The sequence below is a fragment of the Pandoraea cepalis genome, from assembly GCF_902459665.1.
Classification (GTDB): domain Bacteria; phylum Pseudomonadota; class Gammaproteobacteria; order Burkholderiales; family Burkholderiaceae; genus Pandoraea; species Pandoraea cepalis.
The window spans coordinates 75,311-95,755 of record NZ_CABPSL010000011.1 but is presented as its reverse complement, the minus strand read 5'-3'; the positions used below and the strand labels follow the sequence as shown (position 1 = coordinate 95,755).

At 66.3% G+C, this 20,445-nt stretch carries 15 protein-coding genes and 1 pseudogene; 3 read left to right on the top strand and 13 right to left on the bottom strand.

The features are described 5' to 3' along the window. Positions 1-222 precede the first annotated feature (222 nt). Complete coding sequence (shc, locus tag PCE31106_RS14830) at positions 223-2,187, top strand: squalene--hopene cyclase (RefSeq protein WP_174975208.1); 1,965 nt, start codon at positions 223-225, stop codon at positions 2,185-2,187. Between the two features lie 11 nt (positions 2,188-2,198). After that, positions 2,199-2,894, top strand: coding sequence for a phosphorylase (locus PCE31106_RS14825; protein ID WP_150563773.1), 696 nt, complete (start codon positions 2,199-2,201; stop codon positions 2,892-2,894). Positions 2,895-3,010: 116 nt separating this feature from the next. Here PCE31106_RS14825 and PCE31106_RS14820 read toward each other — a convergent pair whose 3' ends face one another. The 5 genes from PCE31106_RS14820 to PCE31106_RS14800 form a co-directional block, all read right to left on the bottom strand. After that, positions 3,011-4,213 carry a glycosyltransferase gene (locus PCE31106_RS14820; protein WP_150563772.1) on the bottom strand — a complete coding sequence of 401 codons (1,203 nt, stop codon included), beginning with the start codon at positions 4,211-4,213 and terminating at the stop codon, positions 3,011-3,013. Further along, entirely contained in the window at positions 4,210-5,205 is a 996-nt protein-coding gene (gene hpnA, locus PCE31106_RS14815) for a hopanoid-associated sugar epimerase (RefSeq protein ID WP_150563771.1), read from the bottom strand. The genes PCE31106_RS14820 and hpnA overlap by 4 nt, the downstream gene beginning before the upstream one ends. Further along, the gene (hpnH, locus tag PCE31106_RS14810; protein WP_130025324.1) at positions 5,206-6,327 is read right to left on the bottom strand and encodes an adenosyl-hopene transferase HpnH; all 1,122 of its coding nucleotides are present in this window, start codon (positions 6,325-6,327) and stop codon (positions 5,206-5,208) included. 23 nt (positions 6,328-6,350) lie between these two features. After that, entirely contained in the window at positions 6,351-7,310 is a 960-nt protein-coding gene (ispH, locus tag PCE31106_RS14805) for a 4-hydroxy-3-methylbut-2-enyl diphosphate reductase (protein ID WP_017235476.1), read from the bottom strand. A 339-nt stretch (positions 7,311-7,649) separates the two neighbouring features. Next, complete coding sequence (locus PCE31106_RS14800; RefSeq protein ID WP_150563770.1) at positions 7,650-8,297, bottom strand: MlaC/ttg2D family ABC transporter substrate-binding protein; 648 nt, start codon at positions 8,295-8,297, stop codon at positions 7,650-7,652. A gap of 223 nt (positions 8,298-8,520) precedes the next feature. Between PCE31106_RS14800 and hpnN the strand changes: the two genes are divergently transcribed. Then, positions 8,521-11,157: a hopanoid transporter HpnN gene (gene hpnN / locus PCE31106_RS14795; RefSeq protein WP_150563769.1), complete on the top strand. Its 2,637-nt coding sequence runs from the start codon at positions 8,521-8,523 to the stop codon at positions 11,155-11,157. Between the two features lie 85 nt (positions 11,158-11,242). Here the strand turns inward: hpnN and dxs are convergent, their stop codons facing one another. From dxs to PCE31106_RS24545, 8 genes and pseudogenes are all read right to left on the bottom strand, one after another. Beyond that, positions 11,243-13,159, bottom strand: a complete 1,917-nt coding sequence (gene dxs / locus PCE31106_RS14790; RefSeq protein WP_150563768.1) for a 1-deoxy-D-xylulose-5-phosphate synthase — start codon at positions 13,157-13,159, stop codon at positions 11,243-11,245. A gap of 22 nt (positions 13,160-13,181) precedes the next feature. Beyond that, complete coding sequence (locus PCE31106_RS14785; protein WP_150563767.1) at positions 13,182-14,255, bottom strand: 2-aminoethylphosphonate aminotransferase; 1,074 nt, start codon at positions 14,253-14,255, stop codon at positions 13,182-13,184. Positions 14,256-14,293: 38 nt separating this feature from the next. After that, positions 14,294-15,481: a phosphonopyruvate decarboxylase gene (gene aepY / locus PCE31106_RS14780; RefSeq protein ID WP_150563766.1), complete on the bottom strand. Its 1,188-nt coding sequence runs from the start codon at positions 15,479-15,481 to the stop codon at positions 14,294-14,296. Next, positions 15,474-17,183: a phosphoenolpyruvate mutase gene (aepX, locus tag PCE31106_RS14775; RefSeq protein ID WP_150563765.1), complete on the bottom strand. Its 1,710-nt coding sequence runs from the start codon at positions 17,181-17,183 to the stop codon at positions 15,474-15,476. Before aepX ends, aepY begins: the two co-directional genes overlap by 8 nt. Further along, positions 17,180-17,944, bottom strand: coding sequence for a phosphocholine cytidylyltransferase family protein (locus tag PCE31106_RS14770; RefSeq protein ID WP_150563764.1), 765 nt, complete (start codon positions 17,942-17,944; stop codon positions 17,180-17,182). The genes aepX and PCE31106_RS14770 overlap by 4 nt, the downstream gene beginning before the upstream one ends. A gap of 15 nt (positions 17,945-17,959) precedes the next feature. Next, positions 17,960-18,982: a flippase-like domain-containing protein gene (locus PCE31106_RS14765; protein WP_150563763.1), complete on the bottom strand. Its 1,023-nt coding sequence runs from the start codon at positions 18,980-18,982 to the stop codon at positions 17,960-17,962. Next, positions 18,983-19,795 (bottom strand): HalD/BesD family halogenase, encoded by an 813-nt coding sequence (locus PCE31106_RS14760; protein ID WP_437343820.1) that lies wholly within the window; start codon positions 19,793-19,795, stop codon positions 18,983-18,985. After that, positions 19,784-20,386: pseudogene (locus PCE31106_RS24545) on the bottom strand (CDP-alcohol phosphatidyltransferase family protein); the annotation flags it as partial. The pseudogene PCE31106_RS24545 and the gene PCE31106_RS14760, both read right to left, overlap by 12 nt. Positions 20,387-20,445 lie beyond the last annotated feature (59 nt).

The window sequence follows — 20,445 nt, the reverse complement described above, 5'->3', positions numbered from 1 at the left end:
CGAACCGTCTCGCGCATGAGCCGGGCGACAGAACCCGGCACCTATCGTCAATGACACTGTTTAACCGGCGCGTACGCCGCGCCGATCACACGCCTTTGAGTAGGCAAGAATGCCATGGACACGATACGCGATGCTTCCGAAAAGGAAGCGCGACGCACGGCCACTGCCACGGCCGTGGACCTCAAACTGCATACCGAGCTTGCCCAGAAGGTGAGCACGGCAATGGCAACGCAGACGCTCGAGACGGGTATCGACCGCTCGATCGCAGCATTGCTCGACCTGCAACAAGACGACGGTCATTGGCTCTTCGAACTGGAAGCCGACGCCACGATTCCGGCGGAATACGTGCTGCTGCGTCACCATCTGGCCGAGCCGGTCGACGCCGAACTCGAAGCGAAGATCGCCGTCTATCTGCGCCGCATCCAGGGCGAGCACGGCGGCTGGCCGCTGTTCCACCAGGGTAAGTTCGACATGAGCGCGAGCGTGAAGGCGTATTTCGCGCTCAAGATGATCGGCGATCCCATTGACGCCCCGCACATGGTGCGCGCCCGCGAGGCCATCCTCTCGCGCGGCGGCGCGCAGAACTCGAACGTCTTTACGCGCATCTTGCTGGCGCTGTACGGCGTGCTGGAGTGGAAGGCCGTGCCGATGATGCCCGTCGAGATCATGCTGTTGCCGCAGTGGTTCCCCTTCCATCTGTCGAAGGTGTCGTACTGGGCGCGCACGGTGATCGTGCCGTTGCTTGTGCTGCAAGCCAAGCGCCCGCGCGCCCGTAATCCCAAGGGTGTCGGCATCGACGAGCTGTTTATCGGCAGTCCCAAAGACGTGGGTCCGCCCAGGCGCGCACCGCACCAGAGCCGCTTCTGGTTCACGTGCTTTTCGGGCGTCGATCATGTGCTGCGAGCCCTCGATCCGTTCTTTCCGAAAAAACTGCGAGAGAAGTCGATCCAGCGTGCCGTCGCGTTCGTCGAGGAACGCCTGAACGGCGAAGACGGCCTCGGTGCGATTTATCCGGCCATGGCCAACGCGGTCATGATGTACGACGCGCTTGGCTATCCCGAAGCGCATCCGAGCCGCGCGATGGCCCGCCGGTCGGTCGAGAAGCTGGTGACGCCCGCCGATCACGAGACTTATGTGCAGCCGTGCCTGTCGCCGGTGTGGGACACCGCGCTGGCCGCGCACGCGCTGCTCGAAACCGGCGACAAGCGCGCCATCGAGCAGGCGGGCAAGGGGCTCAAGTGGCTCATTCCGCTGCAGATCCTGGACGTGCGCGGCGACTGGATTTCGCGCCGCCCGAACGTGCGTCCGGGCGGTTGGGCCTTCCAGTTCGCGAATCCGCACTACCCGGATGTCGACGACACCGCCGTGGTCGCCATGGCGATGGATCGCTACGAGAAACTCGTGGGCGCCTTCGAGAACGACACGGTCGACGCGAGCCCGCGGCCGATGCGTCACGCGATCGATCGCGGCACGGAGTGGGTCATCGGCATGCAGAGCGGCAACGGCGGCTGGGGCGCATTCGAGCCCGAGAACACGCATCTGTATCTGAACAGCATCCCGTTCTCGGACCATGGCGCCTTGCTCGATCCGCCGACGGTGGACGTCTCCGCGCGATGCCTGTCGATGCTCGCGCAATTGCCGCCATCGCCGGAGCGCAAGGCCTCGGCCGATCTGGCGTTGAAATACATTCTCGACGATCAGGAAGCCGATGGCAGTTGGTACGGCCGCTGGGGTATGAATTTCGTGTACGGCACGTGGTCGGCGATGTGCGGCCTGCAGGCGGCGGGGGTGTCGCCGGCGCATCCGGCCATGGCGCGCGCGGCGCAGTGGCTGCTCTCGATCCAGAACGCCGACGGCGGATGGGGCGAGGATGGCGAGAGCTACAAGCTCGACTACCAGGGCTACGAAGCGGCACCGAGCACGGCGTCGCAAACGGCGTGGGCGCTGCTCGGCCTGATGGCGGCGGGCAAGGCCGACGACCCGGCGGTCAAGCGCGGTGTCGATTATCTGCTGAGTACGCAGAACGATGAAGGGCTGTGGGACGAAGCCCTGTACACGGCGACGGGCTTCCCGCGCGTGTTCTATCTGCGCTATCACGGCTATCGCAAGTTCTTCCCGCTGTGGGCACTCGCGCGATACCGCAACCTGACGGTGCGCAACGACTGCCCGGTGCCGTGCGGGATGTGATCGCGCCCGCCATGACCCCGCCCATCATCGTGGTGACCGGCATGCCTTTCGAAGCGCGCATCGCGCGCGGCGACGGAGTGGTCGTGGTCTGCGCGCAAAACAATACGCTCGCGTCAGACCTGCAGGCCGCAATGGCACGCGACGGCGCGCGCGGGCTGGTGAGCTTTGGCACGGCGGGCGGTTTGAGGCCCGGCGTGGCGCCCGGTCGATGGGTGATTGCGCATAGGGTATTGGATATGCCGCAGCAGGCGCACGCGTATGTGTCGTGCGTGCGCTGGGCCGATGCGCTGCGTCGTGCGATGCCCGACGCCTTGCACGCCGATCTGGCCGGGGTGACGGCCCCCGTCGTCAGGGCCGACGACAAGGCCGCACTGTGGCGCGAGAGCGGGGCGGCGGCGGCCGACATGGAGTCGCACATCGTCGCACGCGTGGCACAGGCGCACGGACTACCGTTCGTCGCCGCCCGCGTGGTGATCGACCCGGCGGAGCGATCGCTCCCCCCGGCGGCGCTCGCCGGACTTCGCAGCGACGGCTCCACCGATATCCTCGGCGTGCTGCGCTCGCTCGCCGTCAATCCGCTTCAATTGCCCTCGCTGCTGAGTGTCGGGAAAGACGCGAGCCGTGCCAAACAGGCCATGCGCCATGGACGCGAGGTCATCGCCCTCACACTGGGCGATGGCTTCGGCGCGGTGGCCGCGGGGATCTGATCGCCGCGTCGTTTCTTGCGCGCCTCATCAAGACGGCAATCAATAAAAATGCCAGCGCGTCGTTGCAGACGGGCTGGCATTTTTGCCTTCTGGCACACGCCATTACGTGTGCCGGTTCAAGCGTCCGACGATTGCTGGCCGCGTGCTTGAGCGCGTCCCTTCCACATGCCACCGCGACCGCGCCAGTGCTGTAGCGCCGAGTCGAACGTGAAGACGGTATAGAGCGCAGCGACGAGCGGCAGCAACGGGCCGAAGCTCGACGGCTGCCGGTAGAAGCGCAACATCGGCACGTAGGCCAGCGTCATCGCTATCCACGCAAAGAGGCCGAGCCATTGGGCGATGCCCGTGGCAAAGATCGTCATGACCGGCGGCACGATGAACGTAAGCAGCAGCGAGACGAGGGTGCCCGCAAGCAACACCGGCGAATACTGCAACTGCGCGTAGGCCGTGCGCGACACCATCTTGCGAATCTCGCCGAGGTTATCGTACGGACGCACGCTCAGGGCGCGCTCGGTCAACCCCAGCCAGATCGCGCCTTGCCGCTTGAGCAGGCGTCCCATCGCGCAGTCGTCGATGATCTCGTCGCGAATGGCTTCGATGCCGCCACCGGCTTCGAGCGAGGCGCGATGGATCAACATGCATCCGCCCGCGGCCGCAGCCATGCGTTTCTTCGGATCGTTGACCCACGCGAACGGGTAAAGCATCTGGAAGAACAGCACGAACGCTGGAATCAGTGTGCGCTCGAACCAGGCGGTGCAGCGCAGCTTCGCCATCAGCGAGACGAGCACGCGGTCATCGCTCACCGCACGCGTGACCAGACGCCGTACGTTCTCGGGGAGGTGGGCAATGTCGGCGTCGGTGTGCAGGAGGTAGTCGGGGGCGACGCCATCGTCGTTCGTGCCCGGATCGCTCGCGAACGCGACCCCTTGGCTCACGGCCCACAGCTTGCCGGTCCAGCCGCCGGGCAGGGGCTGGCCGCTGAGTACATCCACGCGGCGCGTGAAGCCGTCGGCTGCCGCCCGCGCGGCGGCTTCGCGCGCGAGATCGGCTGTGCCGTCGCTGCTCTGGTCGTCGACGACCACGATGCGCAGCCGCCCGGCATAGTCCTGGCGGCACAGCGATGCCACGACCTGTCCGATCGATTCCGCCTCGTTGCGCGCGGGAATGATCACCGCCACCGCTGGCCAGACATCGGGCACAGGCAGACGGTCTTCATCCAGATCGTCGCGCTCGCGCGCACGCCAGAAGCCGCCTTGTGAGCTGAGCAGGTAGATCCAGATGCCCAGCGAAAGCGCGGCGATCCAGGCCAGAACGGTCATGTCAGATATCCGGCGGAGCCAAACCAGGCGAGCGCGTCCTGCAGGCCCGCGGCGTAGGGACGGGCGCTGTAGCCGAGGTCGCGTTTCGCCTTCTCCGACGAGAAGTACATCTGATACCGCGACATCTTCAAGCCATCGACCGTGACGAACGGCTCCTTGCCGGTAAAGCGCGCAACGCCTTGCGCCGCCATCGCGAGCGGATAGAGCGGCCAGCGCGGCAGCGCGATCTTCGGGGCGCGGCGCCCCACCATGTCGGCGATGCCCGCGAGCATGTCGCGCAGTGGCACGTCGTCGCCGCCAAGAATGTAGCGCTCACCGATGCGGCCGTGCTCCAGGGCGAGCAGATGGCCTTCGGCGCAGTCGTCGACGTGCACGAGGTTAAGCCCGGTATCGACGAACGCGGGGATCTTGCCCTGCGCAGCCTCGACGATGATGCGTCCCGTCGGCGTGGGTTTGATGTCGCGTGGTCCGATGGGCGTAGACGGATTGACGATCACGGCGGGCAGACCGTCGTGGGCGATCATTCGCTCGACCAGACGCTCGGCGGCGACCTTGCTGCGCTTGTATACGCCGATGGTCGTGGCTTCGTCGTTCGGGGAGGTTTCGTCGACGGGGCCAACGGCGTCATGCACGCGTAGCGTGGCAACGCTGCTGGTGTAGACCACGCGCCCGACGCCCGCGCGCAGCGCGGCTTCCATCACCGTGCGCGTGCCGTCGATATTGGCCCGCATGATGTCGTTGGGGTCTTTCGCCCAGAGACGATAGTCGGCGGCCACGTGGAGCAGGGCATCCACGCCGGCAAGCGCGCGCTGCATCGACGCCGCGTCGCGCATATCGCCCTCCACGACCTCGACAGGAAGATCGGCGAGGTTCGCGCGTGGACTGGTGCCGCGCACCAGCAGGCGAACCTCGTGACCGCGCGCCAGCGCCGCGCGTGCTACCGCAGACCCGACGAACCCGGAGGCGCCGGTGACCAGGACACGCGACGGCATTTAGGCCTTGGCCCGGCGCAACTCGTCGAGCTTGATCTCGACGTGCTTCGAGAAGACGAACTCGGCCGGGCGCTGCTTGGCGAACGAAACATCATCGGCCATCGCGCCGTCCGTGCGTACCCCCTTGAGCGCCACGCCCAGCGCGCGCAACGGGTGCGAGAGCGTCTCGTTCACGGCCGTGGCTTCGAAACCGCTGTGCACCATGCAGTCGGCGCACTTCTCGTAGTTGCCCACGCCGTACTTGTCCCAGTCGGTGGTATCCATCAGTTCCGTGTACGTCTTGGCATAGCCTTCGCCAAGCAGGTAGCACGGACGCTGCCAGCCGAACACGGTGCGCGTCGGGTTGCCCCACGGCGTGCAATGGTACGAACGGTTGCCGGCGAGGAAATCGAGGAACAGGCTCGACTGGCTGAACGTCCAGTTCTTGCCGCCGTTGCCGCGCTTGAGAATGTCGCGGAACAGTTGCTTGGTCTTCGAGCGGTTCAGGAAGTGCTGCTGGTCCGGGGCGCGCTCGTAGGCATAGCCCGGCGACACGGTAATGCCGTCGAGGCCCATTTCCTTCGTGGAATCGAAGAACTTGGCCACCTTTTCCGGGTCGGCGTTGTTGAACAGCGTGCAGTTGATGTTCACGCGGAAGCCGCGCGACTTGGCCAGCTTGATGGCGGCCACGGCGCGTTCGTACACGCCATCCTGCGACACGGCGGCGTCGTGCATTTCACGGTCGCCGTCGAGGTGAATCGACCAAACGAAGAACGGGCTCGGCTGGTAGTCGTCAATCTTCTTCTCGAGCAGCAGCGCGTTCGTGCACAGATAGACAAACTTCTTGCGCGCGATGATGCCCTTGACGATCTCCGGCATTTCCTTGTGCAGCAGCGGTTCGCCACCGGCAATCGAGACCACCGGCGCGCCGCATTCATCCACGGCGTCGAGCGAATCCTTGAGCGAGACGCGCTGGTTCAGAATGGGGTCCGGATAGTCGATCTTGCCACAGCCCGAGCAGGCGAGATTGCAGCGGAACAACGGTTCGAGCATCAGCACCAGCGGGTAGCGCTTGTTGCCCTTGAAGCGTTGCTTCATCAGATAGGCGCCAACATACGCCTGTTGCAGGAAGGGGATGGCCACGTTCGGCTCCTGTTCGTATTGCGTTAGCCGGCCAGCGCGTGATGCGCGGCGACCGGCTCGTCTTTGGTCAGTTCCGACGGCAGGCGAAACTGGATGGTTTCCTCGATGCCGTCCATGAGAGTCACTTCGACGGTGTCGATGCGACGCAGCGCGTCGATCACGTCTTCGACCATGCGTTCGGGCGCCGACGCCCCAGCGGTGATGCCGATGCGGGCCTGGCCGCGCACCCATGCCGGATCGACCTCGGTGCCGTCGGCCACGAGATAGCTCGGCAGCCCCATTTCGGCGCCGATTTCGCGCAGGCGGTTCGAGTTCGAGCTGTTTGTCGCACCCACCACGAGCAGCACGTCCACACGCTCGCACAGCTCGCGCACGGCCGTCTGGCGGTTTTGCGTGGCGTAACAGATGTCCTTGGTGTCCGGACCGACGATATCGGTAAAGCGACCTTGCAGCGCCGCAATGATACCGCGAGTCTCGTCGACCGACAGCGTGGTCTGCGTCACATACGAGACCGGGGTGTCGACGGCCAGCGGCAGCGCGTCGACATCGCGCTCGGTCTGCACAAGATGCACGGGGCCGTCGATCTGGCCCATCGTGCCCTCGACTTCCGGGTGCCCGGCGTGGCCGATCAAAATGACGTCACGCCCGGCGGACACGTAATTCTTGCCTTGCAGGTGCACCTTGGTCACGAGCGGGCAGGTGGCATTGAGCACTCGCAGGCCGCGCGTCTGTGCTTCCTGTTCAACGACGCGCGCCACGCCATGGGCACTGAAAATAGTGACCGCGCCCGCGGGGGCTTCGGACAGCTCGTCGATGAAGCGCGCGCCCTTGGCCTTGAGCGAATCGACCACATGCTTGTTGTGGACGATCTCATGGCGCACGTAGACCGGGGCGCCGTATTTTTCCAGGGCGCGTTCCACGATCTCGATGGCACGTATGACACCCGCACAAAAACCGCGGGGTTGGGCAAGGAAGACTTGCATTCAGCTCTCCGGCTCAGGTCGGCCGGGATGACGGTTCCCATCGAGGTTGCATGTCCTGATCGCCATGGCCTCATGGCGCCCGCGGCGCCAGTGCCAGTGGCAATTCGCGCGCACCCTTGGGGGGACCGCCGTCCGGTCGTTTGACAAGCGACGATTGTAACCGCCGCCGCCAAATGCTGCTGACCACTCCCGAGTCGAGAGACGTCAGTGCATATTTCGTAAATGTTGACGAATCGGCGCTTATCTGGATCGGATTTGCGCCGAAGGTGCTGCCAAGTCGCCACGGACACCCTGGGCCCGCCGGCACCGGATGCGGCAGGTGCCGTCAAGCCTTTGATTTTACTTGCCGAAACGCGCGTTCTTGTCGCGCAAGTAGGTGATCAGGCCGTCGATGCCGCCCTGGGCGATGCGCGCCTTGAATTGCGGTTGATACAACTGGATGAGCCATGCGTTGGCCACGTTCTCGCCCATCATGTTGATGTCGTAGATCTTCCACCCCTTGTCCGTCTTGGCCAGACGATAGGCCACCGACAGATTGTCGCCGTTGCCGCTGACCGAGGCGCCCACCACCACGTCGCTGCTGTTCGCCGTGAGTTTGGCCGGCGTGAACTTGAACGAGATCTGGCTGCCGCGCACCTGCGAGAGTTGCAGCGCGAAGGTGTTCACGAGCAACTGCTGGAACTGCTCGAAGACCTGCTGCTGCTGCGCCGGCGTGGCCGCATCGAACGCCTTCGAGCCGACGGCGTAACGCGTGGTCCGATGGAAATCGGTATAGGGCAGGAAGTCGCGGGCCACAACACGCGCGGTGGCGGCGACATCGCCGTCGCGGGCCGCCGCGTCGGCCTTGGCCGCCTTGACGACGGTCTCGACCGCCGTCTTCACCATGTCGTTCGGATTGTTGCTGCTCGCCTGGGCCCAGGCGCCGGAAGCGACGCCGATACCGCTGAATGCGACGGCCGAGAGCGCCGTCACCAGAAATTTATTCATACCGTCTTCGTGGGTTTCAATCGGGTTGGCCGTAGTGTAGTTCACGCGGCCTTGTATACTGCTGCGATTTCGTAAATTCACCGTTTCCTTGTCTTCCATGAGCTGATCGACGGACTTCGTCCGCGATTGGTTCCCCGGTATCGCTTGATACATCGCGTTTCGTGACTTTTTAGAGCGCGGCGGCCGGGGCAGGGAGACCTCTACTCTCTTCCGGAACCGTTACATGCTGACGTCGCTCGTCGTGCGCATCGTCCGTTTTTCGGCGAAGCACGCGTACCTGGTCATTTTCGCTTCGCTCCTGCTCGTGATGGCGAGTTGCGTGTACGTCGCCAAGCACTTCGCGATCAACACCGATATCTCGGGCCTGATCGATCTGAATACGCCCGCCGCCGAGCGCGGTCGTGCCATCGATCGCGCTTTCCCGCAGAAGACAGACCTCACCTTGGCCGTAGTGCAGGCCCCGGCCGCCGAGTTCGCCGACCGGGCCGCCGCCGAGCTGGCCGCGAAGCTGGTGACCGAGACCGACGTGTTCCGGGCGGTGAGCCGTCCCGGCTCGGGGGCGTTCTTTGCGCACAACGCGCTGCTCTTCGCGCCGCTCGACGACGTGAAGTCGCTCACGGGCAAGCTGGATGACGCCAAGCCCCTGCTCAACCGTCTGGCGCAGGACCCGAGCCTGACCGGTTTGTCGAACCTGCTGTCGGTCACGCTGCAAACGCCGCTTCTCACCGGGCAAGTCAAGCTGCCGGAGATGGCGAACCTGCTCGGGGATGCGGCCGAGACGACCGAGGCGGTGCTTGCCGGACGTCCGGCGGCCATGTCGTGGCGAGCGCTCGTCGCGCCCGACACCGTGGCCCGCAGCTACGTCCAGGTGCAGCCGAAGGTGGACTACGCGGCCCTCGAAGCCGGGGCGAATGCCGCGACGCGCATTCGCGAGGCGGTGGCCGACCTGAAGCTGGGTGAGCGCTATGGCGCGACGGTGCGTTTGACGGGCCCGCGCCCGCTGTCCGACGAGGAGTTCGCCTCCGTGCGTCAGGACGCCGGTCCGAACGCGGTCGTCACGCTGCTCGCCGTGCTGGTCGTGCTGTGGCTGGCGGTGCGCTCGGGCAAGATGATTCTCGCGGTGTTCATCACGCTGCTCGCGGGGCTGGCGGTCACATTCGCGCTCGGTCTGATGATGGTCGGCGCGCTCAACATGATTTCGGTCGCGTTCGCGGTTCTGTTCGTCGGCATTGGGGTGGACTTCGGCATTCAGTTCGGCGTGCGCTATCGCGAGGAGCGCCATCGCCTGGACCATCAGCCCGGCGCGTCGGGCGACGAAGCGCTCCACGGCGCGCTCACGGGTGCGGGCCGGGCCATTGCGATGCCGCTGTCGCTGGCCGCCGCCGCCACGGCCGCGAGTTTCTTCTCGTTCCTGCCGACCGATTATCGCGGCGTGTCCGAACTCGGATTGATCGCCGGCGTGGGCATCCTGTGTGTGGCATTCCCGTCGGCCATCACCTTGTTGCCGGCGCTCATCAGTGTGTTCAAGCCGAAGGGCGAACCGAGTCCGCCGGGCTTTCGCAGTCTCGGTCCGGTCGACGAATTCACCGAGAAGCACCGCAAGCCGTTGCTGTACGGCACGCTCGCCCTGGTGGTCGCGGGCCTGCCGCTGCTCGCCCATTTGCACTTCGACTTCAACCCGTTGCATCTGAAGGATCCGAACACGGAGTCGATGGCGACGCTGAGGGATCTGGCCAATTCGCCGGAGGCCGGAGTCAACGACGTGCAATTGCTCGCCCCGACGCTCGCCGCCGCTGACGCCGACGCCGCGAAGCTGCGCGCCGTGCCGGAAGTCGGTCGCGTGGTCACGCTCACGACGTTCCTGCCGGCAGAGCAGCCCGCCAAGCTTGCGTTGATCGGCACGGCGGCCGAATCGTTGCTGCCGGTGCTTTCACAAACGCCGCTGGCACCGGTGGCCGATGCGGCGCGCGTGTCGGCGCTCAAGACGGCCGCCGGTCAGTTGGAGGACGCCGCGCTCGATCATCCGGGCGACGGCGCAAAGCCGGCGCAGCGCCTGGCCGCCGCGTTGCGCAAGCTCGCTGCGGCCGACGCCGCGACACGCGATCGCGCGGATCGGGCGATCGCCGAGCCGTTGAAGCTCGCGCTCGGTCAGTTGCGCGATGCCCTGCAGCCGCATGCCGTGACGCGCGAGTCGCTGCCCGAGGACATCGCCTCGCAATGGGTGGCGGCCGATGGGCGCGCGCTCGTGAACATCTCGCCGCGCGTGGAGAAGGGCGCGGATCCGAGCGACGACGCCATGCTGCGCAAGTTCAGTGCCGCCGTGCTGGCGACCACCCCGGACGCCGTAGGGGGACCGATCTCGATCCTGCGCTCGGCCGACACGATCATTCGCGCGTTCATCGAGGCGGGGGCGCTGGCGTTGCTTTCGATCACCTTGCTGCTATGGCTGGCGCTGCGCAACTTTGGCGACGTGCTGCGCACGCTGGTGCCGCTGCTGGTCTCGGCGGGCGTCACGCTCGAACTCAGCGTGTTGATCGGCCTGCCGCTGAACTTTGCGAACATCATCGCGCTGCCATTGCTGCTGGGCGTGGGCGTGGCGTTCAAGATCTACTACGTGATCGCGTGGCGTCACGGGCAGACTCGGCTGCTCGCATCGGGTCTGACGCAGGCGATCGTGCTGTCGGCCGCGACCACGGGCATCGCCTTCGGCAGCCTGTGGCTGTCGCATCACCCGGGCACGTCGAGCATGGGCAAGCTGCTGGCGCTCTCGCTCGTCTGCACGCTGATCGGCGCCGTGTTCTTCCAGCCGGTGCTCATGGGCAAGCCGCGCAAGAAGCCGGCGCCGCCGCCAACAACCTGACGGCAGCGACGCAAGGCAAAACGGCACCGAAAGGTGCCGTTTGTCGCTTTGGATGCGCTGAATCGAGCGGGATAAACCGCCGTACTCACGTCGTCGAGGGCACCGCCTCAACCTTGCCGCCGAGACGCTCGGCCAGCGCCCGGCGAATCGATGCCGCGATGCCCGGGGCGTCGAGCCCGACCGACGCGAGTTGTTGCGCGGGCGTGCCCTGATCGATGTAGGTGTCCGGCAAGCCCAGTTGCAGCAGCGGGACTTGCACGCCATTGGCATTGAGCGCCTCGACACAGGCCGTGCCCGCACCGCCCATCACCGCGCCCTCTTCGAGGGTGACGACGAGGTCGTGCGTGCGCGCCATGTCGAGCAGCGTCGCGTCGTCGAGCGGCTTGACGAAGCGCATGTTGACGACACTCGCGTCGAACTCGTGGGCGACCTGTTCCGCCGGTGCGACCATCGAGCCGAACGCCAGCATCGCCACGCGACGGCCCGCCGGGGCGGCGCTTCGACGCCGTATCTGAGCCCGGCCCACGGGCAGCGTCGACAAGCCCGAATCGATCGTTACGCCGGGACCGGTGCCACGCGGATAACGCACGGCGCTGGGGCCGTTGATCCCGAGTGCCGTCTGCAACATCTGACGGCATTCGTTCTCGTCCGCCGGGGCCATCACCACCATGTTGGGGATGCAGCGCAGATAGGCGATGTCGTAGGCGCCCGCATGGGTGGCGCCATCCGCGCCGACCAGGCCGCCGCGATCGATCGCGAAGACGACCGGCAGGTTCTGCAAGGCCACATCGTGGATCAACTGGTCGTAGGCGCGTTGCAGGAACGTCGAATAGATAGCCACGACGGGCTTGAGCCCTTCGGTCGCCAATCCCCCGGCGAAGGTCACCGCATGTTGCTCGGCGATGCCGACGTCGTAGTAGCGCTCGGGGAAGCGCTGCTCGAACGCGACGAGGCCGGAGCCTTCGCGCATGGCCGGTGTGATCCCGATGACACGCGGGTCGGCGGCCGCCGCATCGCACAGCCATTCGCCAAAGACCTGCGTATAGGTCTTCGCCGACGCGGCGCCCGGTGCGGCCGGGCGAATGCCTTCGCTCGGATTGAACTTGCCGGGGCCGTGATAGAGAACGGGATCGGCCTCGGCGAGCTTGTAGCCGCGTCCCTTGCGCGTGACGACGTGCAGGAACTGCGGCCCCCTGAGTGCCTTGATGTTCTCGAGCGCGGGAATCAGCGCGTCGAGATCGTGGCCGTCGATGGGGCCCAGGTAATTGAAGCCGAACTCCTCGAACATCGTGCCCGTGGGGGACACGAGGGCCTTGGCGTGCTCTTCGAGCTTGTGGGCCAGCTCGCGCATCGGCGCGGGCGCGTTGCGCAGCAACTGCCGCACGCTTTCCTTGCCCGCCGAGTAGAACTGCCCGGACATCAGCCGCGTGAGGTACTGATTGAGCGCGCCGACCGGGGGCGAGATCGACATGTCGTTGTCGTTGAGCACGACGAGGAAGGGCAGGTCGTCGTGGACGCCCGCATTGTTCAGGGCCTCGAACGCTTCGCCCGCCGTCATCGCGCCGTCGCCGATCACGGCAATGGCGTGACGCTTCTCGCCCTTGACGCGGCTGGCCAGCGCCATGCCGAGTGCCGCCGAAATCGACGTGCTCGAATGTGCCGTGCCGAACGTGTCGTAAGGTGATTCGTCGCGCTTCGGAAAGCCCGACAGTCCGTGCCATTGCCGCAGCGTTGGCATCGCCCCACGGCGACCGGTGAGGATTTTGTGCGGATAGGTCTGGTGTCCCACGTCCCACACGATGCGGTCGTTGGGTGTGTCGAAGACATAGTGCAGCGCGATCGTCAGTTCGACCGTGCCCAGGTTCGACGACAGGTGGCCGCCGGTGCGCGAGACGTTATCAAGCACGCAGGCACGCAATTCGTCGGCCACACGGCGCAAGTCGGCGCGTGAGAGCGCACGCAGGTCGGCAGGGGAGGAGACGCTGGCGAGCAATTCGGTCATGGTCAAAGGTTCGTTCCCGCGCTCACTTCACCAGCCGGGCGAAGGACGCCAGCAGGCGGTCGATGTCGGCGGCCGTGAGGTTGCCCATCGTCGAGATGCGGAACAATTCCTTCGACAGGCCGCCTTGGCCCGCGTAGATCACAAAGCCATCGGCCTTGAGCCAGTCGTGCAGACGCGGATAGTCGACCCCGGCGGGCAGCTTGTAGGCCCGCAGCACCACGGACGACTCGCCCGGCGGCAGTGCGCTGTCGATGCCCAGCGCGGCCAGACCGGCGCGCACCTGCTCGGCGAGCGCGCCGTAATGGGCGTGACGTGCTTGCCACCCCCCGGCGTCGTCGAGTTCGCGCAGCGCTTCCACGAGCGCGTAATAGGCATGCACCGACGGCGTAAACGGCGTGTTGCGCTCGGCCTGAAGCTTGGCCAGGCGCGCGATGTCGAGGTAATACGTGCGGCTCGCGGCCTTGGCGAGGGCGTCCTTGCGCACCATCACGAACGACACGCCCGGCACGCCATGCACGCACTTGTTCGCGGTGGCGGCCACGGCCACGATACCGGAATCGTTGAAGTCGAGGGGTTCGGCGGCAAAGCTGCTCACGCCGTCGACCAGCAGGCCGATGCCGCGCTCACGGCACGCACCGGCGAGACCGGTCAGATCGTTCAGGCGGCCCGTCGTCGTCTCATGGTGGATGATCGCCACGTGGGTGTACGGACGATCGCCCGCGGTGTCGAGCTTGTCGACGATCTGCGCCAGGTCGGGCGCTTGCATCCATTCGAAATGGATGACGTCGTGATCGATGCGGTATTGCTTCGCGATCTGAGAGATGCGCTCGCCGTACACGCCGTTCTCGACGATCAGCAGGCGGCCGCCTTCCGGCACGAGGCCTGCCGTCATGCTCTCGACGGCGGCGGTGCCCGAGCCGGTCATCAGCACCGGCGTCCACACGGCCGGATCGAGGCCATACACGGCGGTGAGACGCGCGCGCGCTTCGTCCTGAAGGTCGAAGAATTCGGGCTCGCGGTGGCACAGATCGGGTTGCAGCAAGCTCTTGCGGACACGCTCGGTCAGCGTAACGGGGCCCGGATTCAGTAAAAGCATGGCGAAGGTTCCTCGGCAGTTTTTTGAAAGGGGGACGCTCAGGCCGAAGCCTGCGCGCGTCGTGCAATGTGGTCCATCAAGCGCGACTTGACCGCTTCGGGCGTGACTTTCGGGCGTGGCAGCCCGTCAGGCGTTCCCGGACGCGTGCTCAGACAAGCGAAGCGCGGGCCGTCATTCAGGCGGGCGGCGGGGGCGTCGAACAAGGCTTCGATGACGTCCAGCGTGTCGCCTTCGAGTGCGAGCGCATAGCCGCTGGCCGCCGCGATGCCCGCGAACGAGACCGTCGGCGAGACCGTGGCCTGCGCTCCGGTCGAGTCGTGCGACGCGTTGTCGAGCAGCAGATGCACGAGATTCGACGGGCCGTAAGCGCCCAACGTCGCGAACGCGCCCATGCGCATCAGCGCGGCGCCGTCGCCGTCGAGCGCAACCACGCGCAGGTCGGGGCGCGACAACGCCAGGCCCAGGGCCAATGTCGTCACGCATCCCATCGACCCGACCATGTAGAGCTGGTTGGCGCGGTCGTCGAGCGCGTAAAGTTCGCGTCCGCAAAAGCCGGTCGACGCAAGCACGACGGTGCCTTCGAGCGGCGTCTGGGCGATGATGCGCGCCAGGGCGTCGCGACGCGTGGGCAACTCGGCCGGCGCGACGTCTCGCATGAGCGATACCGGGGCGGGTTGCGCCGGACGCGCGGGGCGCTCGGCCGGTTGCAGCGGGAAGGGAGCGACGCTGCCCTTTTGCATCACGAGCGCATAGGGGCGGCCGGTCTCGTCCATGTGACGAACGGCACGCGCCAGCGCCGGTGCAATCGCCTCGGGTTCGGTCGGGAACAACTCCCAGGGGACTTCCATCAGGTCGAGCATCGCGGGCGTGATCGGGCCCATGAGCGCGTGTTGCGGCTCATCGGTAATGCCCGGCTGGCCGCGCCACGTCACGATCAGCAACTGCGGCAGACGGAAGGTCCACGTGAGCGAGGTCAGCGGGCTCACGGCGTTGCCGAGGCCCGAGTTCTGCATCATCGTGACCGCGCGAGCGCCATGGCCTTCACCGAGCGTTGCCCCGGCGGCGATGGCGACCGCATCGCCTTCGTTGACGGCCGACAGGTAGTGCAGCGTCGGGTCCTGCAGCACGTAGTTGATGAACGGCGTGAGGAACGAGCACGGCACACCGGTGTACCACGTGAAGCCGTGCTGGCGTGCGGCTTCGACGAACTGTCCGGCCTCAATCATGCGGGGTCTCCGTCGCGGTGCCGCCCAACGGCGTCTGGCCATGCGCGAAGTCGGCCGCGTGGCGGAATTCGTCCATGTCGTTCACCCCGCGCCAGTGGCCGTGCACGTACTGCACTTCGATCCTGGCGCCGTCGGCGACGAGGGCGTTGATCAGGTCGGGCATGCCGAGCTCGTCGAAGTCGGCGCGGGCCTGCAAGGCCGCGAAGACGCGCAGCAACCGCGCGCGGGCGTCATCGCCTCGCACCCCCAGCAAGCCGATCCAGCGGCCATTGGGCGCACGCCCGGCGTGCGCAGCGTTGGCGCTGATCATCTCCAGCAGTACGCGCTGGCCGAACAGGCCGCGATCGTCGCCGGCGGAGCAATAGGCGAAGTCGCGCACGCTGGCGTTGGCCGCATGCGCGGTTGTCGCTGCCGTCGAGTCGACCGCCACGGTGAAGTCGGCCTCGCTCTCGACCAGATCGCGCACGATGTAGCTGCGGAACAGCAGGTCGCCGTATGAGACGACGGTGTCGTGCGCGAACGCGTTCGCCACGCGCGCGAGCGAGGCAAGCTCGCCGGTCTCGGCGTGACGCTCGTTGATCGCGAGCGTGATGCCCGCAGTGTCGATCGCGTCGGCGCGATAGCCGCCCACGACGGTGATGTCGTTCACGTTCTGCTTCTTGAAGCCGTCGACCAGCCAGCGCAGCAACGGCTTGCCTGCCACGGGAAGCATCACCTTCGGGCGGTCGGTCGTCACGCTCTCGAGGTTCTTGCCGCGGCTCGCGGCCAGCACGATGGCCGAGCGCGGCGCGTTCGCGGCCGACAGGTAGCGGTCCTCGGCTTCGCTGTATTCGGCGGTGTCCTGCAGGCGGAAGATCTCGTCGACGGTCGCGATGCGGTCTTCGACGTTGACGAGCGTCTCGCTGCGGTGGATCTCGGCCGCCACCGCCTGCATGGCCGACGTGGCCGAGCGAATCAGGTGATTCGCCCAGATGGCGACGCTGATGCCCGCTTCGCGGAACACGTCGGTCGGCGTGCTGTAGTACTTGGTCGGCACGATCACCAGCGGGCAGCGGCGGTCCCACTCCCGCGCGAACTGCACGATCTCGTCGGCACGGCTCAGCTTGCTGTGAATCAGGATGGCATCCGCGCCGGCCTGGCGATAGGCCTCGGCGCGGCGCAGGGCTTCTTCCATGCCCCAGCCGGCGATCAGCGCTTCGACGCGCGCCACGATGGAGAAGTCGTCGTCGGCCTGCGAGTCCTTGCCGGCCTTGATCTTGCCGCAGAACTCGTCGATATCGGCGAGTGGCTGGCGTTCGCCGCCGATGAAGCTGTTGGTCTTCGGAAAGACCTTGTCTTCGATGCACACGCCGGCCACGCCGCGTTGCTCGAGCTTGCGCACGAGGCGGCGCATGTTGTTGAAGTTGCCGTAGCCGGTGTCGCCGTCGAGCAGGATGGGCAACTGGCTGGCGTCGGCCATGAATTCGAGGTTGTCGACCACCTGCGTCCAACTCGCCTCGTTGTTGTCGCGCACGCCGAACTGCGCCGAAATCGCGAGTCCGGACGCCCAGATGCCCTTGAAACCGGCTTCGCGCACGATGCGCGCGGACAGGCCATTGTGGGCTTCCATCAGGAATTCGAGCTGCGGGCTGCGCAGCATGTCGCGCAGTTGCGACGCACGGGTCGCGACCGGCGGGGGAGCGAATGTGTCGGGCGCGTTCATTCGGACACCATCGTGAGCGGTTCGAGTTGTGGCAGCACCTGGTCGGCGGCGCGCTTCACATCTTCAGGGTAGTCGATTTCGATCCAGGGGAAGCCCGTGACGTCGGCCGTTTCGAATTGCGCGCCGCGCTCGAGCAGCAAATCGCGGACGGCTTCCTCGTGCGGCAGCTTGGCGCGACCCGATTCGACGTAATCGCGTGTGATTTCCGCAAGGCGCGTGGCCGTCGCTTCGTTGAACCGGAAGAAGCCGACCGATTCGCCGACGGTGTCGTAGTCGAGGCCGACCATGACCTGCTTGCGCAACTCGACCGGCACGCCGTTGCGCAGGCACAGCTTGACCGGCTCGTCGCCGACCTCGAAGTCGCGGTCGATGAGCAGGCGGTTTGCCGTCTTGCCCGCGATGAGGGCGTTGAAGATACGCTGGTCGTAGAGCACGTCGGCATCCATGACGAGTACGTCGCCCCCCGCTGTCATGGCGTCGGCGGCGGTGTGCAGCGTCAGCACGCTGCCCAGATGAAACTCGGAATTGAGACGGATCTGCGGACGCGGCGTCCAGTTCAGCCGCTCGATGGCCTCGCTCACTTGCTCGTGATGGAAGCCGAGCGCCAACACGACGTCGGTGATGCCGGCGGCGGCCAGCATGCGCAAGTGGCGCTCCAGCAACGACATGCCGTCGAACTCGAGCAGGCACTTGGGCGACTGCCTGTCTTCCGGCTGGAGCAAACGCAGGCCCATGCCTGCTGCGAGAATGATGGCCCGCATGGTCGATATCCTTCTTTAAAGCGGTGCGGTATCGGTGGCGGCAGGCAGCGACGCGCTGTCTTGCGCGGCCCGCTGGCGGCGCCAGCCGCGTTCGGAGAAATGCAGATAGACGAGGCCGGGCACGCCGAGCAGCAGCTCGCGCGTACGCTTGGCCAGCGAGAGGGCCAGCGCGGCGTCGGCCGGCAGACCCACGAGCGGGGCGAGCAGCAGGTACCCGCCTTCCTGCACGCCGAGTGAGCCCGGCACGAAGAACGCGGCGCCGCGAATGGCCTGCCCGAGGCTTTCGAGCAGCAGGGCGTCGACCCAGCTGACCGGGTACCCGATGCACTGCAGAATCAACCAGACCTCCCCGGTGCCGACGATCCAGCCCACGAGACTGAGCGAGAAGCTTGCGAGCACCTCACGGCGCTGGCCGTACAGGCGTTGCACGATGTCGTCGACGGCGTCGGCCCGGTCGAGCAGCGACGACCAGTCGCGCTTGGACGACAGCTTCGAGAGCAGGCGAAACGCCCAGCCGAAGAGGCCGCGCCGCTGCGCCGCGTAAAACGCATAGAGCAGAGCGGAGATGAGCGCGGTGGCGAGCAACATCGGCAGCCATAGGCTGTCATCGGAGCGGTGCGTGGCGCTGATGCCGAAAACGGCCAGTCCCAGGAGCGCAAACACAATCTGCGCCACGGCTTGCAGCGTCGTACTGACGGTGATGGCCGCTGCGGCTTCGCGTCCGGCCATCCCGCGCTGCTTCATCTGGCGCACCATCGCGATCGGCCCGCCGATCTGTCCGGCGGGTAACAGGCTATTGACCGACTCGCCCACCCAGCGGGTGAGCGTGGCGCGGCGCAGCGAGCACGATTTGGCGACCAGCACCTGGATGGCGGCGGCGTCGAGCAGCAGCGGCACGAGGTGAAACGCCGCGACAGGCAGGAGACCCCAGCCGGCGACGGCCAGCGTGGACATCACCGATCCCGCGCCCTGCCAGATCAACAGGGCGACGAAAAGGGCGAAGCCAAGGGTGAGAGAGACGATGGCAGTCCGGTTCATTTAGCGTTTCGTCCGTCCCAATAGCTGACGAAACACTTGCCGGAATCCGAAATAGGCGACCGCGTCTTTCATGTTCGAGATGAAGCGCTTCCACGCGCCCATGCGCGGATCGGTCACGTACTCGAACGTGAGCGAGATGCGCTCCTCGTTCTCGCCGAGCGGTGTGATGCGGTGATGGAGTTTGTCTCCGTCGAAGAACACCAGCGCGCCGGGCGGATACGCGACGGCACCATCGACTTGCGGCACGCCGGGGTTGCGCGTGTGAAGACGGTATTCGAGCAGGCAGCTCGATTGATCCACCACACCCAGCAACAGCGTGTAGCGGCGGCCCTTGTAGTAGGACGTGTCGTAATGCCAGCCGATGTGATCGCCAGGGCGCGTGTAGTAGTAAAGCGCATAGGCGTGCGGGTCGTCCTGCGGCGACGGCAGCAGCTTCTCGCCAGCCAGACGCTCCAGGAAGCGCATCAGCGCCGGCGAGCGGTACAACTCGGCCACGAACGGGGCGTGCTCGTCGAGCGTGTGGCGGCTCACGCTGCCCCCTTGCTTGTGACCGGGCAGGTAGTTACGGTTCACGTTCGGTGTCACCGCGCGGGCGGCGGCGATCAACGGTTGCGTGACGGCATCGGGCAGGAACGTCTCGAGATAGACGAAGGCGTCCTGCGATTTGAATTCGCGCGTGAGCGCGTCGACGTCGATGGCGTCGAGCGCTCGTTCGATTTCGGCGTCTGCCGCGAAAGCCGCTGGCGCTAGCGGCGTGACCGGCGCCGCAGCGCATGCCGGCGCCGCGGCCGACGGCTGCATCTCCTCGCTGATCTCCACCGGCAGCGGGCGGCGCATTGCGCGCACGTAGTCGACGATCACCAGCAGCGCGAAGAGCGGCGCGCCGATGGCGGCGGCGATCAGGAAGCCGCGCGTGCCGTCGAACAGCGTGACGAGCGGCATCAGGTAAAGCACGTCTTCCGTCTCGAACCCGCCGAGGCGCGCTTGTGTCGTGCCAGCCTTGCCGACACGTTCCTCGATGCGCATGCGCAGGAAGAAGATCAGCGCGACGGCAACCCCGGCCATCCAGCCGAGCAACGAGGCAGACAGCGGCAGAGGCACTGCATACTGCCCCGGAGCACCGGCCGCCACGCCCATGCCGATACCGCCAAACAGCAGCACCGTGACGAAGGCGTCGGACGCGAGATCGTAGAAGTGACCGAGACGGCTCGTCTTGCCGCTGACGCGCGCCAGTTCGCCATCCGTATGATCGATGAAGTTCGACAGCACGAGCAGCACGGCGCCCAGGTTGGCCATCGCATAGCCGCCCTGCGCGAATGCCCATGCGCAGGCGAGGCCGACGATCAGGCGCAGCGTCGTGAGGTGGTTCGGCGTGATGCGTGTGTCGGCCAGCGGTGTGACCATCCACCGCGCGAGCCGTGCATCGTATTGGCGCGGACGCGGTGGCACGGCGTGTGCGGTTT

What these genes read in the sequence shown, in the direction of transcription:
- ispH (WP_017235476.1), bottom strand. Translation starts at nt 7,310, where the DNA reads ATGCAAGTCTTCCTTGCCCAACCCCGCGGTTTTTGTGCGGGTGTCATA.
- PCE31106_RS14820 (WP_150563772.1), bottom strand. Translation starts at nt 4,213, where the DNA reads ATGACCGTTCTGGCCTGGATCGCCGCGCTTTCGCTGGGCATCTGGATC.
- shc (WP_174975208.1), top strand. Translation starts at nt 223, where the DNA reads ATGGCAACGCAGACGCTCGAGACGGGTATCGACCGCTCGATCGCAGCA.
- aepY (WP_150563766.1), bottom strand. Translation starts at nt 15,481, where the DNA reads ATGATTGAGGCCGGACAGTTCGTCGAAGCCGCACGCCAGCACGGCTTC.
- aepX (WP_150563765.1), bottom strand. Translation starts at nt 17,183, where the DNA reads ATGAACGCGCCCGACACATTCGCTCCCCCGCCGGTCGCGACCCGTGCG.
- PCE31106_RS14825 (WP_150563773.1), top strand. Translation starts at nt 2,199, where the DNA reads ATGACCCCGCCCATCATCGTGGTGACCGGCATGCCTTTCGAAGCGCGC.
- dxs (WP_150563768.1), bottom strand. Translation starts at nt 13,159, where the DNA reads ATGACCGAATTGCTCGCCAGCGTCTCCTCCCCTGCCGACCTGCGTGCG.
- PCE31106_RS14770 (WP_150563764.1), bottom strand. Translation starts at nt 17,944, where the DNA reads ATGCGGGCCATCATTCTCGCAGCAGGCATGGGCCTGCGTTTGCTCCAG.
- hpnA (WP_150563771.1), bottom strand. Translation starts at nt 5,205, where the DNA reads ATGCCGTCGCGTGTCCTGGTCACCGGCGCCTCCGGGTTCGTCGGGTCT.
- PCE31106_RS14785 (WP_150563767.1), bottom strand. Translation starts at nt 14,255, where the DNA reads ATGCTTTTACTGAATCCGGGCCCCGTTACGCTGACCGAGCGTGTCCGC.
- hpnN (WP_150563769.1), top strand. Translation starts at nt 8,521, where the DNA reads ATGCTGACGTCGCTCGTCGTGCGCATCGTCCGTTTTTCGGCGAAGCAC.
- PCE31106_RS14765 (WP_150563763.1), bottom strand. Translation starts at nt 18,982, where the DNA reads ATGAACCGGACTGCCATCGTCTCTCTCACCCTTGGCTTCGCCCTTTTC.
- PCE31106_RS14800 (WP_150563770.1), bottom strand. Translation starts at nt 8,297, where the DNA reads ATGAATAAATTTCTGGTGACGGCGCTCTCGGCCGTCGCATTCAGCGGT.